This window comes from Sphingobium sp. MK2 (assembly GCF_040170545.1).
Lineage (GTDB): Bacteria > Pseudomonadota > Alphaproteobacteria > Sphingomonadales > Sphingomonadaceae > Sphingobium.
In genome coordinates, this window is record NZ_JAZDXA010000010.1 from 43,510 (window position 1) to 59,535 (window position 16,026).

At 62.3% G+C, this 16,026-nt stretch carries 17 protein-coding genes; 9 read left to right on the forward strand and 8 right to left on the reverse strand.

Going from position 1 to position 16,026, the window contains the following annotated elements; all coding sequences use genetic code 11:
* The first annotated feature begins 56 nt into the window (after positions 1-56).
* The 3 genes from carB to V2I08_RS06490 all read left to right on the forward strand — a co-directional run bounded on the left by carB (position 57) and on the right by V2I08_RS06490 (position 4,612).
* On the forward strand, positions 57-3,392 hold the full coding sequence (gene carB, locus V2I08_RS06480; RefSeq protein ID WP_349634381.1) for a carbamoyl-phosphate synthase large subunit: 3,336 nt from the start codon (positions 57-59) through the stop codon (positions 3,390-3,392).
* Between the two features lie 79 nt (positions 3,393-3,471).
* The gene (gene greA, locus V2I08_RS06485) at positions 3,472-3,948 is read left to right on the forward strand and encodes a transcription elongation factor GreA (RefSeq protein ID WP_349634382.1); all 477 of its coding nucleotides are present in this window, start codon (positions 3,472-3,474) and stop codon (positions 3,946-3,948) included.
* Positions 3,949-3,973: 25 nt separating this feature from the next.
* On the forward strand, positions 3,974-4,612 hold the full coding sequence (locus tag V2I08_RS06490; RefSeq protein ID WP_349634383.1) for a rhomboid family intramembrane serine protease: 639 nt from the start codon (positions 3,974-3,976) through the stop codon (positions 4,610-4,612).
* Between the two features lie 55 nt (positions 4,613-4,667).
* Here the strand turns inward: V2I08_RS06490 and V2I08_RS06495 are convergent, their stop codons facing one another.
* The 5 genes from V2I08_RS06495 to V2I08_RS06515 form a co-directional block, all read right to left on the reverse strand.
* A complete protein-coding gene (locus V2I08_RS06495; protein WP_349634384.1) occupies positions 4,668-4,892 on the reverse strand; it encodes a DUF4170 domain-containing protein in 225 nt (74 codons plus the stop codon).
* Positions 4,893-4,995: 103 nt separating this feature from the next.
* On the reverse strand, positions 4,996-5,571 hold the full coding sequence (locus tag V2I08_RS06500) for a hypothetical protein (RefSeq protein WP_349634385.1): 576 nt from the start codon (positions 5,569-5,571) through the stop codon (positions 4,996-4,998).
* The gene (locus tag V2I08_RS06505; RefSeq protein WP_349634386.1) at positions 5,564-5,887 is read right to left on the reverse strand and encodes a hypothetical protein; all 324 of its coding nucleotides are present in this window, start codon (positions 5,885-5,887) and stop codon (positions 5,564-5,566) included. Before V2I08_RS06505 ends, V2I08_RS06500 begins: the two co-directional genes overlap by 8 nt.
* A complete protein-coding gene (locus tag V2I08_RS06510; protein WP_349634387.1) occupies positions 5,884-6,288 on the reverse strand; it encodes a hypothetical protein in 405 nt (134 codons plus the stop codon). The genes V2I08_RS06505 and V2I08_RS06510 overlap by 4 nt, the downstream gene beginning before the upstream one ends.
* A gap of 65 nt (positions 6,289-6,353) precedes the next feature.
* Positions 6,354-6,956, reverse strand: a complete 603-nt coding sequence (locus V2I08_RS06515) for a hypothetical protein (RefSeq protein WP_349634388.1) — start codon at positions 6,954-6,956, stop codon at positions 6,354-6,356.
* A gap of 242 nt (positions 6,957-7,198) precedes the next feature.
* Here V2I08_RS06515 and eno point away from each other — a divergent pair, with 242 nt between their 5' ends.
* From eno to V2I08_RS06535, 4 genes are all read left to right on the forward strand, one after another.
* Positions 7,199-8,473 (forward strand): phosphopyruvate hydratase, encoded by a 1,275-nt coding sequence (eno, locus tag V2I08_RS06520; protein WP_349634389.1) that lies wholly within the window; start codon positions 7,199-7,201, stop codon positions 8,471-8,473.
* Positions 8,474-8,549: 76 nt separating this feature from the next.
* Positions 8,550-8,861, forward strand: a complete 312-nt coding sequence (locus tag V2I08_RS06525) for a septum formation initiator family protein (RefSeq protein ID WP_349634390.1) — start codon at positions 8,550-8,552, stop codon at positions 8,859-8,861.
* A gap of 136 nt (positions 8,862-8,997) precedes the next feature.
* Complete coding sequence (gene pdhA / locus V2I08_RS06530) at positions 8,998-10,071, forward strand: pyruvate dehydrogenase (acetyl-transferring) E1 component subunit alpha (protein WP_349634391.1); 1,074 nt, start codon at positions 8,998-9,000, stop codon at positions 10,069-10,071.
* Positions 10,071-11,441 (forward strand): pyruvate dehydrogenase complex E1 component subunit beta, encoded by a 1,371-nt coding sequence (locus V2I08_RS06535; protein ID WP_349634392.1) that lies wholly within the window; start codon positions 10,071-10,073, stop codon positions 11,439-11,441. Before pdhA ends, V2I08_RS06535 begins: the two co-directional genes overlap by 1 nt.
* A gap of 37 nt (positions 11,442-11,478) precedes the next feature.
* Here the strand turns inward: V2I08_RS06535 and V2I08_RS06540 are convergent, their stop codons facing one another.
* Genes V2I08_RS06540 through V2I08_RS06550 form a run of 3 tightly spaced genes read right to left on the reverse strand, consistent with a single transcriptional unit; the run spans position 11,479 to position 14,695 of the window.
* Complete coding sequence (locus V2I08_RS06540) at positions 11,479-12,144, reverse strand: TadE/TadG family type IV pilus assembly protein (protein WP_349634393.1); 666 nt, start codon at positions 12,142-12,144, stop codon at positions 11,479-11,481.
* Positions 12,141-12,737: a TadE/TadG family type IV pilus assembly protein gene (locus tag V2I08_RS06545; protein ID WP_349634394.1), complete on the reverse strand. Its 597-nt coding sequence runs from the start codon at positions 12,735-12,737 to the stop codon at positions 12,141-12,143. The genes V2I08_RS06540 and V2I08_RS06545 overlap by 4 nt, the downstream gene beginning before the upstream one ends.
* A complete protein-coding gene (locus V2I08_RS06550; protein WP_349634395.1) occupies positions 12,734-14,695 on the reverse strand; it encodes a pilus assembly protein TadG-related protein in 1,962 nt (653 codons plus the stop codon). Before V2I08_RS06550 ends, V2I08_RS06545 begins: the two co-directional genes overlap by 4 nt.
* A 157-nt stretch (positions 14,696-14,852) precedes the next feature.
* Here V2I08_RS06550 and V2I08_RS06555 point away from each other — a divergent pair, with 157 nt between their 5' ends.
* Together V2I08_RS06555 and V2I08_RS06560 are read left to right on the forward strand one after the other, a co-directional pair.
* Positions 14,853-15,512, forward strand: a complete 660-nt coding sequence (locus V2I08_RS06555) for a squalene/phytoene synthase family protein (RefSeq protein ID WP_349634396.1) — start codon at positions 14,853-14,855, stop codon at positions 15,510-15,512.
* Between the two features lie 45 nt (positions 15,513-15,557).
* Positions 15,558-16,022 carry a hypothetical protein gene (locus V2I08_RS06560; protein ID WP_349634397.1) on the forward strand — a complete coding sequence of 155 codons (465 nt, stop codon included), beginning with the start codon at positions 15,558-15,560 and terminating at the stop codon, positions 16,020-16,022.
* Positions 16,023-16,026: the final 4 nt, after the last annotated feature.

Genomic DNA, 16,026 nt, shown 5'->3' on the forward strand with positions numbered 1-16,026 from the left:
CACACCCTCACCCAACCTTCTCCCTCAAGGGAGAGGGCTTTGGAGCGTATCAGTCAATGCCTAAAAGAACCGACATCTCCTCCATCCTCATCATCGGCGCTGGCCCGATCATTATCGGCCAGGCGTGCGAGTTCGATTATTCGGGCACGCAGGCGGTCAAGGCGTTGAAGGAGGAGGGCTATCGCATCATCCTCGTCAATTCCAATCCGGCCACGATCATGACCGACCCGGAATTTGCCGACGCGACCTATGTCGAGCCGATCACGCCCGAAATCGTGGCGAAGATCATCGAGAAGGAGCGGCCGGACGCGGTGCTGCCGACCATGGGCGGGCAGACGGCGCTGAACACGGCGCTGGCGCTGTTCAATGACGGCACGCTGGCGAAATATGGCGTCCAGATGATCGGCGCCGATGCCGAGGCGATCGACAAGGCCGAGGACCGGATCAAGTTCCGCGATGCCATGGACAAGATCGGGCTGGAATCGGCGCGCTCGCGCATTGCCCATACGATGGAAGAGGCGCTGGAAGGGCTGGAGTTTACCGGCCTGCCGTCGATCATCCGGCCGAGCTTCACCATGGGCGGCACCGGCGGGGGCATCGCCTATAATCGCGACGAGTTCATGACCATCGTGCGCGGCGGACTGGATGCGTCGCCGACGACCGAAGTGCTGATCGAGGAGTCGCTGCTCGGTTGGAAAGAATATGAGATGGAGGTCGTGCGCGACCGCAACGACAATTGCATCATCATCTGTTCGATCGAGAATGTGGACCCGATGGGCGTCCATACCGGGGACAGCATCACCGTCGCGCCGGCGCTGACGCTGACCGACAAGGAATATCAGATCATGCGCAACGCATCCATTGCGGTGCTGCGTGAAATCGGCGTGGAAACAGGCGGTTCGAACGTACAGTTCGCGGTCAATCCCAAGGATGGCCGCCTGGTGGTGATCGAGATGAACCCGCGCGTGTCACGCTCGTCCGCGTTGGCGTCGAAGGCCACCGGCTTCCCGATTGCCAAGGTCGCGGCGAAGCTGGCGGTGGGCTATACCCTCGACGAGATCGAGAATGACATTACCGGCGCGACCCCGGCCTCGTTCGAACCGACGATCGACTATGTCGTGACCAAGATCCCCCGCTTCGCCTTCGAGAAGTTCAAGGGTGCCGAACCGCTGCTGGGCACGGCGATGAAGTCGGTCGGCGAAGTCATGGCGATCGGCCGCAACATCCATGAATCGATGCAGAAGGCGCTGCGCGGCCTGGAAACCGGGCTGTGCGGCTTCAACGATGTCGATCATCTGGCGGGCGCGCCCAAGGACGACATCGTCGCGGCCCTGGCGCAGCCGACGCCCGACCGGCTGCTGGTCGCGGCGCAGGCGCTGCGCGAAGGGCTGACCGTCGCGGAGATCCATAACATCGCCAAATTCGATCCCTGGTTCCTGGAGCGGATCAAGGAGATCGTCGAGGCGGAGGCGCAGGTTCTGGAAAATGGCCTGCCGCGCGATGCCGATGGCATGCGGCACCTCAAGTCGATGGGCTTTTCCGACAAGCGGCTCGCCTATCTGGCGCTCAAATCCGCCAATCTGCGCGGCATGGAGCGGGGCATTGCGCGCGGGTCGGGTCTGATCCACGAAGCGGTCAAGGCGATGACCGGCGGCGTGACCGAAGCGGAGGTGCGCAAGTTGCGCCATAAGCTGGGCGTGCGGCCGGTGTTCAAGCGGATCGACACCTGCGCCGCCGAGTTCGCGGCCAAGACGCCGTACATGTATTCGACCTATGAAGCGCCGATCTTTGGGGAAGCGGAGAATGAATCCGCGCCGACCGATCGGGAAAAGGTCGTGATCCTGGGCGGCGGACCGAACCGGATCGGGCAGGGGATCGAGTTCGACTATTGCTGCGTCCATGCCTGTTTCGCACTGTCGGAGGCGGGTTATGAAACGATCATGGTCAACTGCAACCCGGAAACGGTGTCGACCGACTATGACACGTCGGACCGCCTCTATTTCGAGCCGCTGACCGCCGAGGATGTGCTGGAAATCCTGGCCATCGAAATGACCAACGGGACGCTCAAGGGCGTGATCGTGCAATTTGGCGGGCAGACCCCGCTCAAACTGGCGCAGGCGCTGGAGGATGCGGGCATCCCGATCCTGGGCACCTCGCCCGACGCGATCGACCTGGCCGAGGATCGCGAGCGGTTCGCCGCGCTGATCGACAAGCTCAAGCTGCGCCAGCCCGCCAACGGCATTGCGCGCAGCCGCGAAGAGGCGATCGCGGTCGCCAACCGCATTGGCTATCCCGTGCTGATGCGGCCCAGCTATGTACTGGGCGGCCGCGCGATGGAGATTGTCGACGGGCAGGCGCAGTTGGAGGAATATATCACCACTGCCGTCCAGGTGTCGGGCGAATCGCCGGTGCTGATCGACCAATATCTGCGCGACGCGATCGAGGTCGATGTCGATGCGCTGTGCGATGGCGAGGATGTCGTGGTCGCGGGCGTGCTGCAGCATATCGAGGAGGCCGGGGTTCATTCGGGCGACAGCGCCTGCTCGCTGCCGCCCTACAGCCTGTCCGACGAGATCATTGCCGAGATCGAGCGGCAGACAGAGGTATTGGCCCATGCGCTGTCGGTGCGCGGCCTCATGAACATCCAGTTCGCGGTGAAGGATGGCATGGTCTATCTGATCGAGGTAAACCCGCGCGCCAGCCGCACCGTGCCCTTCGTCGCCAAGGCGATCGGCACGCCGATCGCCAAGATCGCCGCGCGCGTGATGGCGGGGGAGATGATCCGCGACCTGCCCAAGATCGACCGCAATGCGATCGACCATGTCGCGGTCAAGGAAGCGGTATTCCCGTTCGGGCGCTTCCCCGGTGTCGACCCCGTTCTGTCGCCGGAAATGAAGAGCACCGGCGAAGTCATGGGAATCGATAGCAATTTCGCCACTGCCTTTGCCAAGGCGCAGATCGGTGCGGGCACGTTGCTGCCGACCAGCGGCACGGTGTTCATCTCGCTCAAGGATAGCGACAAGCCGGTGATCCTGCCCGCCGCGCGCAAGCTGATCGATATGGGCTTCACGCTCATCGCGACGGGCGGCACCGCCCAATATCTCGAAGATCAGGGCATCGCCGTGCAACGGGTCAACAAGGTGGCCGAGGGGCGTCCGCACATCGTGGACAAGATCACCGACGGCGACGTGCAGTTGATCTTCAACACGACCGAGGGCTGGCAGTCGTTGAAGGACAGCAAGGCGATCCGTACCAGCGCGCTGCGTGCCAAGGTCGCCAGCTTCACCACGGCGGCCGCCAGCGTCGCTGCGGCCGATGCGATCGAGGCTTTACGGGGACATCCCCTTGAAGTGCGCTCGCTCCAGTCCTATTATCCCCTGTCGCACGCCTGATCCCCTGCACAAGGAAGCATGCTGCGGGCGGCCCGCTGTTCGGGCCGCCAAAGGGAAGTTTTGACGAAGGATTTGCAAAATGGCGACCGTTGAGAAGATGCCGATGCTGCAGATGGGCTATGACAAGCTCAATGCACAGTTGCGCGAACTCAAGGCCGAACGGCCCCTGATCGTGGACGCCATCGAGGAAGCGCGCGCCCATGGCGACCTGTCCGAGAATGCGGAATATCACGCCGCCAAGGAACGGCAGGGCCAGGTAGAGGCCACGATCAACGATCTGGAAGACAAGCTGTCGCGCGCGCAGATCATCGATCCCGCGACCCTGTCGGGCAACAAGATCGTGTTCGGCGCGACCGTGACCTTGCTCGATGAAGATGACAAGCCGGTGAAATATCAGATCGTCGGCCAGGCCGAGGCGGATGCCAAGGCCGGTATGATCTCGTACAACAGCCCGTTGGGGCGCGCGCTGATCGGTCGCACGGTCGGCGAGGATGTCGAGGTGTCGGTGCCATCGGGCGACAAATTCTACTCGGTCGAGAAAATCGAGTTTATCTGATCCCGTGAAATTGCCCGCTGGCCCCATGACGAACGGGATCGCGGCGATCAGCTTCGCCGTGTTCCTGATCCTGTATCTGACGGGTCATATCGACAATGCCGCGGTGCTGGGCGGGTTCATCCCCGCGCGCGTGGGCGATCCCGACCTGCTGGCGGGGCTGGCGGCGGTGCCCTGGTGGCTGACGCCGCTCACTTGCACGCTGATCCATGCCGGTTGGCTGCATGTCGGCTTCAATATGTTGATGCTGGTCTTTTGCGGGCGGCATGTCGAACATGTGCTGGGCAAGGGGCCGACGCTGCTGCTCTATGGCGTGGGTGCTTATGCGGCTTGCGGCGCGCAATGGCTCATTGATCCGGGCTCGACCGGGCCTATGGTCGGGGCGAGCGGGGCGATTTCTGCCATTATTGCGACCTATGCTCTGCTTTATAGCCAGCAGCAGGTGCGAAAGGTCGGGCCATTTTCGGCAAATGTGGTGCGCTTGGCCTGGCTGGCTGGCGGCTGGATCGCGCTACAACTGATGATCGGATTGGCCACGGCCGGGGGCATGGGCGATCTTGGGCAGATCGCGATTGCCGCGCATATTGGGGGGTTCCTGGCCGGGCTGGCCATTACTCGTCCCCTGTTGCGCTGGCGTTTTCGCAAACGGCCACAGGCAATAAACTGATATATTGGTAAAGACTGTTCCCCGGCTTGGGCCGGGGAACAGGGATAGCAGCGGCTTACTCCGCCTTGGGCAGTTCGGGTTCCAGCAGGCGGTGGAGATGCACGATCACATAGCGCATTTCGGCGTCATCCACCGTGCGCTGCGCGGCACCGCGCCAGGCCTTTTCGGCCGAGGCATAGTCGGGAAATACGCCGACCAGGTCGACTTTGCTGAGGTCTTGAAATTCGAGCGTCTGCGGATCGGTAACACGACCGCCCAGCACCAGATGCATTTTGCTCATGGCGTCTATTATCTCCCTTGGGTGGGCGACGACCCTAGCAGCGCCGCACGGCCCATCCAAGGGGGACTAAAGAGCTGTTCGCGTGCGTTTGACGCCGACGCAATTAGTTTTTGGGCAACCGTGCCTTGATCGCATCGCCCAGCGCTTCGATGCGGTGCGCGACCAGCGACGTCACATCGTCGGCGAGCTTCGACGCCTTGGCCGACAGATCGGCAGCGGCGATATTGTCGCGCGCGTGCGATGCGGCGTCGCCTGCGCTATGCAGCGCATGGGCAGCGTTGGTCTTCACCGTTTCAGCGCCTTCCGCCGCAGCGGCACGCGCCGCTACTGCGGCTTCGACGACACGCGAACCGGCTGTGACCGCAAGGCCCGGCAACGCCTTCATCATTGCGCGGCTCTTGGGGAACATCCAGGCGACGACGGCACCGACGGCGATCGCGCCGGCGACAGCCGCGACTGGATGGTCCTGCACGATCTGGTTGGCGCGGGTTGCGGCACGCTGCGTCTTGTCGCGGGCGTCGCCATAGGCCATGCCTGCCTTGTCGCGACCTGTCTGCACCAGTTCGCCCGCGCCTTCGCGTGCCTTGGCGGTGGTTTCACGAATACGGTCAGAGGCGGTGGTCGCCGCATCATTGGCCGCTTCACGGACACGATTAACTTGGGCACGAATGTCAGCCATGGTCATTCTCCGGCAATTGCGTTGGGGTGCTCCTTAACCGAACGTATAAACGTCTGAAAAGTGCCGCCAGCGGTCGTCGCGCGAGAAAAAGCGTAAAGGCTGTAGCGGCCGCACCGACGGCGATCGGGCGTTGCTGCGCCTTGGCCGCGCCCTTTGCCACCACATCCAATATCGCACCTGTCGCTTTGGTCTTTGCATCCTGAGCCAGACGCGCCGGTGCTATACGGGCCTTGGCTTCGCTCGCACTGGCTTGCAATTGGGCGCGTGCCTGATCCGCCCGTATGCAGGCTTCCCGATAGGCCAATTCCCGGCTCATGGCGTGATAGCCTTTTTCATGCGCGTGATGCAGCCCTTCGCCAACAGCAGCAGCAGGACTGTCACGAATAATCCGCCCCCCGCGACGATCAGCGTCGCCCAAAGCGGCTCCAAATGACGGGACAAGGCGATAATCAAGCCCACCAACAAGGCGACGATAGAGGCAAAGGCGAGCATCAACGCCACCGATCCCAATATCGCCGCATTGCGGACGCCGACACCAACAATGCTCAGCCGCAGCTTCTGCTTGTCGGCTTCAGCCGCCGCATAGGCGCGCCCGTCGGCATATAGGCGGGACAAAATGTCACGGACGCTTTCTGCGTCTGCGCCCTTGTCCTGATCACCCGTTGCCGATCCTTCGGCATGCGGCGTCATCGCCGTTTCCGCTGGCTCTTGGGTCAATAGATCCTCCGCTCCACAGTCGGAGCCTTTAGTGTCAGTGACGGGAAAGCCAGAATGCCAGTCCCTCAGGCCTTGTCATCCGACCCTTTGGCAAGCCGCATCAGCACGAAACCGACAACCGCCGCCGCACCAATGGCCACGGCCGGGCTTTTACGCACAAAGTCGCGCGCTTCGGCCATAAGCTGGTCGACATCCTTGCTGTCGAGGCTGTCGGCCGCACCGGCGACCTGTTCGGCGGCCTGACGAGCATAGTCGCCATATTGCGGGCCTAGCTTGGCATCGACCGTACCCGCCGTTTCGGAAATCAGCTTGGCCAGGCTTTGCATGGCGGTGCCGGTCTTGTCCTTGGCAACGCCAGCGGCGGACTTGGCCGTCTTTCCAGCCTGCTCCTTGATGGGATCAATATGCGCTTTCCAATCGACTGAGTTCAGTTTCTCGGCAGCCGCCTTCGCGGCTTTTTCCGCCTGTTCCTTGATCGGGGCAATCTGGGCGGCCAATGTCTTGCTCTTTTTGTCCTCGACAGGCTTTGCCGTCTTGGCGGGCTTGGCAATGGCCGCAGCCTTGACCGGCGCAGCCTTCACCGCGGTTTTGGCAGTGCTGGTGTCCAAAGTCTTGGCCTTGGGCGGCCGTCCGCGCTTGGCGGGCGGGGTTGCCGGGGTGTCGACCATCGTCCTCAATCTCCCTCTTGATGCAGCATGGCGCGCCGCATGAAGCGGCAGGTGCTTATATTCCTAATGCTCCGCAACGGCTTGCAGTTCCGTTGCCGTTACATTTTCGAGCATCGGCATTTTTCCGATCCATGCAAGCCCTGCATTGCCAATAGCCGGGCTGCTGGCTAAGCGGATCGCGGAAAAACAGGGGAGGGGCTGCCATCAGGGTTGTCCGCCCATCGCCAGTGCAGGGAGCGATCATGACCGCCATTCTCGACATTCACGCCCGCCAGATTTTCGATAGCCGGGGCAACCCCACCGTCGAAGTCGACGTCATGCTCGAAGATGGCAGCTTTGGCCGCGCGGCCGTGCCATCGGGCGCATCGACGGGTGCCTATGAGGCCGTGGAAAAGCGCGACGGCGACAAGAGCCGCTATATGGGCAAGGGCGTGCTTAAAGCGGTCGATACCGTCAATGACGAGATTGCCGGCGAACTGATCGGCTTCGATGCCGAGGATCAGGGCGAAGTCGATGCCGCGATGATCGCGCTCGACGGCACCGATAACAAGTCGAACCTGGGTGCCAATGCGATCCTGGGCGTCAGCCTGGCGGTTGCCAAAGCTGCTGCCGATGCGCGCGGCCTGCCGCTCTATCGCTATGTCGGCGGCGTGTCGGCGCATGTGCTGCCGGTGCCGATGATGAACATCATCAATGGCGGCGAACATGCCGACAACCCGATCGACTTTCAGGAATTCATGATCATGCCGGTCGGCGCCGAAAGCATCGCCGATGCTGTGCGGATCGGGTCCGAAATCTTCCACACCTTGAAGAAGGGCCTGCACGACAAGGGGCTGGCGACGTCGGTCGGCGATGAAGGCGGCTTTGCACCCAACATCGCCTCGACCCGCGATGCGCTCGACTTCATCATGTTGTCGGTCGAGAAGGCGGGCTATAAGCCGGGCGACGATGTCGTGCTGGCGCTGGACTGCGCGGCGACCGAGTTTTTCAAGAACGGCAAATATGAGATTTCGGGCGAAGGCCTGTCGCTCAGCCCCGTTGAAATGGCCGACTATCTCGCCGCCTTGTGTGCCGACTATCCGATCAAGTCGATCGAGGACGGCATGAGCGAAGATGATTTCGAGGGCTGGAAGGCGCTGACCGACAAGATTGGCGGTTCGGTTCAACTGGTCGGCGACGACCTGTTCGTCACCAACCCCAAGCGCCTGTCGATGGGTATCGACATGGGCCTGGCCAACTCGCTGCTGGTCAAGGTCAACCAGATCGGCACGCTGACCGAGACGTTGGCGGCGGTCGATATGGCGCAACGCGCGCGCTACACCGCCGTGATGTCGCATCGGTCGGGCGAGACCGAGGATGCGACCATCGCCGACCTCGCCGTCGCCACCAACTGCGGCCAGATCAAGACCGGGTCGCTGGCGCGGTCCGACCGGCTCGCCAAATATAACCAGCTCATCCGCATCGAGGAAGAACTGGGCGATGTCGCCGTCTATGCCGGGCGCTCCATCTTCCGCTGATCGGCTTTCCTTCGATTGGCCGCAAGTTCGATAAAATTCGCTTGCGGCCGACCTTTTCTTGTGATTCTTGTGGGCGATGGCGCACATCGCGAAGCTACGTCTCCTTTTATTCTCGGCCCTTGGCCCGGCGATCGCGCTGCTCTTGCTGCTGTCGTTCGCGGGCTATGTCGTCGTGGGGTCGAACGGCATCCTCGCCTGGGGCGATTATTCGCGGCAGCTTGGCGAGGCCAAGGCGGAACTCAAGCGGGTGCAGGAAGCGCGTGCCGATCTGCGCAACCGGGTCGATCTGCTTGACCCGCGCCGGGTCGATCCCGACCTGTCCGACGAACTGATCCGCCGTCAATTGGGCGTCATCCATCATGATGAAGTGATCGTTCCGCTCAACTGAGCCTTCATCGCGATCAATCTTAGTCCAAGGTTATGGTTTCCGCCCCGATTCCGTTGGGTCCGCCGTTGCAATATATGCAACTCTGCCGCTATATCGGGCTTCCTTCCATCCTACCCCACGCAAAAGGATAAGAGCCTTGGCGAAACCAACGACGCCGCGCCCGACCCGCGCAAAGGCCGAGGCGAAAAGCCCGGTCGGCGCGGACCATAACCGGCCTCGCCCCGACACTCCGACCGATTATAAAGCCAGCAAGGAAGAATTGCTGGAATTTTACCGGCAGATGGTCCTCATCCGCCGCTTCGAAGAAAAAGCGGGCCAGCTTTACGGTCTGGGCCTGATCGGCGGCTTCTGTCACCTGTATATCGGCCAGGAAGCGGTTGCGGTCGGCATCCAGTCGGCGCTCGTGCCCGGCAAAGACAGCGTTATCACCGGCTATCGCGACCATGGCCACATGCTGGCCTATGGCATCGATCCCAACGTCATCATGGCCGAACTGACCGGCCGTGGCGCGGGCATTTCGCGCGGCAAGGGCGGTTCGATGCATATGTTCAGCGTCGAACATAAATTTTTCGGCGGTCATGGCATCGTCGGCGCGCAGGTGTCGCTCGGCGCGGGCCTGGGCTTCGCGCATAAATATAATGGCGATGGCGGGGTGTGCGTCGCCTATTTCGGCGATGGCGCGGCCAACCAGGGGCAGGTCTATGAATCTTTCAACATGGCCGAACTGTGGAAGCTGCCGATCATCTTCGTGATCGAAAATAACCAATATGCCATGGGCACCAGCGTCAACCGTTCTTCGGCGGAAGACCAGCTCTATCGCCGGGGCGAAAGTTTCCGCATCCCCGGTATCCAGGTCAACGGCATGGACGTGCTGGCCGTGCGCGGCGCGACCGAGGAAGCGTTGAAGTGGGTGCAGGGCGGCAATGGCCCGATCCTGCTGGAAATGAAGACCTACCGTTATCGCGGTCACTCCATGTCCGATCCGGCGAAATATCGCTCGCGCGAAGAAGTCCAGGCGATGCGCGACAAGTCCGACCCGATCGAGGGTGCCAAGGCCTATCTCGCCGAACATGGCGTGGGCGAGGACGAACTCAAGAAGATCGATCAGGATATCCGCAAGATCGTCAGCGAAGCGGCTGATTTTGCCGAAACTTCGCCTGAGCCGGACATGGCCGAACTCTATACCGACGTGCTGGTGGAGCAATATTGATGGGTATCGAAATCAAGATGCCGGCCCTCTCGCCGACGATGGAAGAGGGCACGCTGGCCAAGTGGCTGGTGAAGGAAGGCGACGATGTCAAATCCGGCGACATTTTGGCCGAGATCGAAACCGACAAGGCGACGATGGAATTCGAAGCCGTCGATGAAGGCAAGATCGGCAAGATCATGATCGCCGAAGGGTCCGAAGGCGTGAAGGTCGGCACCGTCATCGCGACGATGGCCGGTGAAGAGGGCGAGGACGCCGCGCCCGCGCCCAAGGCGGCAGCGCCCGCCAAGGCGCAAGCCGAAGCGCCCAAAAAGGCCGAAAGCGGCACGTCCAAGCTGGCGTCGGAAGCCAAGGCAACCGTTGCCGACCCGGACCTACCCGAAGGCACCGAGTTCGTCAAAACGACGGTCCGCGAAGCGCTGCGCGACGCCATGGCCGAAGAAATGCGCGCCGACGAGCGCGTGTTCGTGATCGGCGAGGAAGTGGCCGAATATCAGGGTGCCTATAAGGTCACCCAGGGCCTGCTGGACGAATTTGGCGGCAAGCGCGTCATCGACACGCCGATCACCGAATATGGCTTTGCCGGCATCGGCACGGGCGCGGCGATGGGCGGCCTGCGCCCGATCGTCGAGTTCATGACGTTCAACTTCGCCATGCAAGCGATTGACCACATCATCAACTCGGCGGCCAAGACCAACTACATGTCCGGTGGCCAGATGCGCTGCCCGATCGTGTTCCGTGGTCCCAACGGGGCGGCCAGCCGCGTCGGCGCGCAGCATAGCCAGAATTATGCACCCTGGTATGCCGCCGTCCCCGGCCTGATCGTCATCGCCCCCTATGATTCGGCTGATGCCAAGGGCCTGCTGAAAGCCGCGATCCGCAGCCAGGACCCGGTCGTTTTCCTCGAAAACGAACTTCTCTATGGCCGCAGCTTCGACGTGCCCAAGGTCGATGACTATGTCCTGCCGATCGGCAAGGCGCGGATCATGCGGCCGGGCAAGGATGTGACGCTGGTCAGCTACTCGATCGGCGTAGGCCTTGCGCTCGACGCGGCGGAAACGCTGGCGGGTGAGGGTATCGACGCGGAGGTCATCGACCTGCGCACGCTGCGTCCGCTCGACACCGCGACCGTGCTGGAAAGCCTCAAGAAGACCAACCGGCTGGTCGTGGTCGAAGAAGGCTGGCCGACCTGCTCGATCGCGTCGGAAATTGCCGCCGTGGTTATGGAAAAGGGCTTCGACGATCTCGATGCCCCAGTGCTGCGCGTCACCAACGAAGACGTGCCGCTGCCCTATGCCGCAAATCTGGAAAAGGCAGCGCTGATCGACGCCGCCCGCGTGGTGGAAGCCGCGAAGAAGGTTTGCTACAAATAATGAGGAAAGGGCGGCTCACGGGCCGCCCTTTTTTTCGTCAGGTGCAGCGAGCCGTGGCCGATGCCGCCAGATTGCCCGCATTCTTGATCGCCTGGTCGGTGCGTTCCCGCACGTTGAAGGCGCTGGTATAGCGAATGACCTTAGGGCCAAAGAGCGCGTCCGTGACCAGCGGCTGATATCGGTAGGCGACTTCCACGAACATGACGGCCGTGCCGGTTCCGGCCTTGATCTTTTTGTCAGCCGTGGTGCCCGGCCCCATCCCGTCTTTCAAGCTGGCATTGGTCTTGCCATCGCCCGCTACGCCATAGCTGGACGGGAAAGCGCCATTGCCCCAGCAACGCTGCCAACGAATGGTCTGGCCTTCATTGGGTGCGGTCAATCCATTGGGTTCCAGGCTGGACAATATGATCCGGCCATTTTGCTGCAAGGCGAGCTTGTCCGAGGTCAATTCGGCCCCGACCATGATTTCATTGACGTCGGCTTCGTCAATGGAGGTGCGGACGCGCGCGGCATTGTCAGCGACCAGCATCGCAATCTGGCTGAGCCGCATATGCGCCAGCGCCAGATTGGCCGTCTCCAGTCCCGCCATGCACAGGATCAGCAGCACCGGCAGCGAAAAGGCAAATTCGACCATCGCGACGCCGCGATGGTCTTCGCGCAAGGCGCGCAGTCGATGAAGCAGGACAGAGAGTGTACGGGTCATGTGCAGATGATCGCTGGCTTGGGCTGGTTGGCCCAGGGCTGGTTGCGGACGATGGTGGTGGCTTTGGCGGATTGCGTGGCGCTCCACCCCAACATCTTGGCCATGGGGAACACGCGCGGCATCGACACGGTGACTTCATAATAGACGATGTCGTCTGCGCCGCCGAGGCCATTGGACCCCAGCGCAGTGTCATAGGTGCCATTGCCATTGGCATCTTCATAACAGTCGCCGACATTATAGCTGCCGAGCGGCGCGGTATCGGTCGTGATCTTCTCCGGCTTGCCGACGCGGGAGAAATTATAATAGCTTTTCTTCACCACCGACGTCGTGCCGTTCTTGGTATTGATCGTCGCCATCTGCGCCGCGATATAGGCGTCGATCTGCGCGCTGTTCAATGTGCCGACCGAAGCAGAGCGCGAAGCCTGCTCCAGCACACCGCGCGTGACCGAGCGAAGATAGGATTGATAGCCGAGGTCGGCGATCGCCATGATCGTCAGGCACAGGGGCGCGGCGATCAGGCCGAACTCCACCAATGTCGCACCGCGCGCGTCGCGGCATAGACGACGGAAACGAGATACTGCCGTCCCGGTCATTTCGACACTCGCAAGCCGCCGATATTCTTGGCGATGTCCCTGAATTTCTGGGTAAGCTGTGCCTGATTATAGGCCATCATCCAGTGATTGGCGCTCGACGCGCAATTTTGCAGTGGCGTTTGAATATCGCCCTCGGACTGGTTACGGAAGCCGATGACCCAGATGGTGATGCCTCTTGCTTTGACCGCGTTGCACAACATTTCAAGGCGACGGTTATGGATGGCGGTCAGGTTGACGTCGCTGGTATTTGCCGCCGCAACACGAGCGTCGAGCAATTGATAGCCCCAGGCACCATAGACCGCCTGATAGGCGCTCATATCACCGTCCGTCATGAATACGATGTGGCGGGAGATGTTGAAGCCATTGGGCGCATTGGCGTTATCTCCGGCGAAAATGCCGGTCGGCGACAGGAAGCGTGCGCCCCAGACCATGCCGATATCATGATAGGTGCCACCGACTGCGACCAGACCATCGACATATGCGTCGTAGCTGCTGCTCTGACCTGCTGGAATAGCCGAGCGGCTGGAATAGCTGGTCAATCGGCGCGACTGGCTGGGGCAGGCCATCCAGCCGCCGTTGATTCGCGTCTGCGAGTTCAGGTGCGCACCGGCACGGGTAAATTCCACGTCGGGCCAATGGGGGCGCCACCGGGTATCCGTGTTGGTGGGCAAGGTGTCGATCTGCAGGTCGAAGGCATTGCTGGGGACGGAGGAGGCAGAGGACGATGCGGTTATGCCGCTGTCGGTCGAACGTTCCTCGATACATCCTGTCCAACGGGAGGTCGATGGCACAGGAAGGCCGCCGGTGTCATTGGGTGAACTGGCATGATAGGCTGGGTTTGCCACAGCATTGCCGGTGATGAAAGCCGACACAGGCAGCGGGAACTGCCCATATTCCCAATAGTAGAAGATGCGATCGGCACCGTTCTCATTCGTTGTCGAATAGGTTTTGGTGACGAGGTCTTCGCGCCGCACGCATTTGCGATTTGTGGAGCCCGATGGAGCAGCCGTCGATCCATTGAAACTGTCGTAGCTATAGGTGGTCGTTACGGTGTCGGCCGGCGCGTTTCCGCTCGTCGACGGGTTTGTACCGTTGTTATTGCCATAAGCCGTGCACTGCGCTGGCGATCGCGTGGACGAAGTGGACGCATTATTGGCCGCCGCCGATGTCGCGAAGCAGGTGTTGAGGCCATAGCGACGATAGCAGACAGAAGGGGTGGAGGAGGCTTCAAAGTAGAATACGGGTCGGCGCGTCTGGTAATTCCACGTCTCGCCGCTGACTGCTCCTATCAGATGGGTGGTCGGCAATTGATAGCCGACATTGACCGTTGAGCTGTAGGGCATGAAGCCATAGCGGATGCGCCCCGTTGCGTCCGATCCTGGCCCCAGCGTATCGTAGAAATCCTTGACCGCCTGACGCAGCGCCGCGATGCGGGTGGTGCTGCCGCCGGTGCCATTGCTGATCGCATATTCCATCGACCCGGTCGTGTCGAGCACCAGCATGACGTCGGTATTGCCGATGTCGAACCGCGCCTCGCACGTCACGTTCAACGGCAGCGTCGTGAATTTGAAGATTTTCATCACCGTGGTCGGGATGGTGGTCGATGCCGTCACCTGAACCGTGGTGGTTTCGCCCGGCTTGCTCTGGATGACGGGCGTGAAATTCGCCGTTTCGGCCGTGCCTTGCGGGAAGTTGAAATCGAAAAACTTCCGCGCTTCCGCAATATTCTCGGTTGTCATCGATGACGTCGTCATCGCCCGGCGTCCCGCCAGCGCCGCCGCGTCGCAGGCCTGTTGCAGACGCGATCGCGCCATATAGGCGCGGCTCATGTCCAGACCCCCGCCGATCAGCGCGGCGAGCGGGATGATCGCGGCGGCGACGATCGCCATGGTATTGCCCGCCTGGCTCTTCGCCAGACGGCGGAGGAACCCTACAGGATGTTCGATCTGCTTGCCCATTTGTCCGCCATCACCCATGTCGTGCCCGATGCCCCCCACTTCGGGCCGGACAGATGTGTTTCGCCTATGCAGGCGCACTCGTTAGAATGTGTATGAGGAAGATGGTTAAAGGACCGATAACTTGCCTGCCCCGCCAAAGCCGGGACGATTGGCGCGCATGAGCGGCGCTGGGGAGGATTTGTCGCCGCTGGTCACGGTGCTGGCCGCCCATGCCGGGCCGCAGGCAGCGCGCCACCGCGCGCTCTGGGCGTTCGACGCGCGGCTCGCCCATGTCGCGCGCACGACCAGCGAGCCCGCCATCGGGCAGATGCGGCTCGCCTGGTGGAATGACGTCATTGATGATGCCGACGCGCGCAAGGGGCGGGGGGAACCCGTGGTCGATGCGTTGCGCGCGACGGGCGCAATGACCGCGCCGGGGCTGGTCGCAATGATCGACGGCTGGGAAATATTGGTGGTCGAACCGGACATCGACGTGGAAGGGCTGCGTGCCTATGCCATCGGCCGGGGGGGCGGGCTGTTCCGCGCGCTGGCCGATACCGCCGATGCGCCGGACTGGCTGGAGGCGGCGGGGCAGCTTTGGGCGCTATGGGACATGGCTGGCCATGTCGGCGACGTGGCGCTGGCCGACGCGGCGCTGGCGCTGGCGCGGGAGATCGCGCCACGGATGGACGGTGCGCGCTGGCCACGCACATGGAAGCCACTGCGCATAGTGGCGACGCTGGCGCGGCAAGATGTGCTGGCCGGACGGCGCGCACCGCTGGGGATGCCGCGCGCGCTGGCCTGGCGGTTACTGCGGATCGCGCTTGTCGGGCGGTAGGCAGGCGCGATAGGCTACCCACCGCATGGGCTAGGGAGCGGGCATATGGGGCGATTGCTGGCAGGGGGCATGGCGGCATTGCTGCTGGTGGCTGGCGGCCTGTTCTGGTGGTCGGGGCAGGCGAGCAATGACCCGGTGCCCCAACTGGCCATGGCCGCGCCACCGCCGCCCGCTGTGGAGAGTTTGCCGGAAGGCGATCCCGATGCGGTGGGAGACGCGCCGCCCATGCCGGGCGAGGCCAGCCCGCAGAGCCGCGAACAGAAGCGCTTTGCCCGCTATGACCGCAATCGCGACGGCGTGATCACCCGGATCGAGATGCTGGGCAGCCGGACCAAGGCTTTCAAGGCGCTCGACAAAAATGGCGACAATCTCTTGTCGTTCGAGGAATGGGCGGTGGCGACGTCCGACCGTTTCGGCGCGGCAGACGCCGATGGCGATGGCAAGCTGACCCCCGCCGAATTTGCCACCACCGCCCCTAAACGCGCCGCCAAGCCGAAATGCCGCTGCTGAGCCG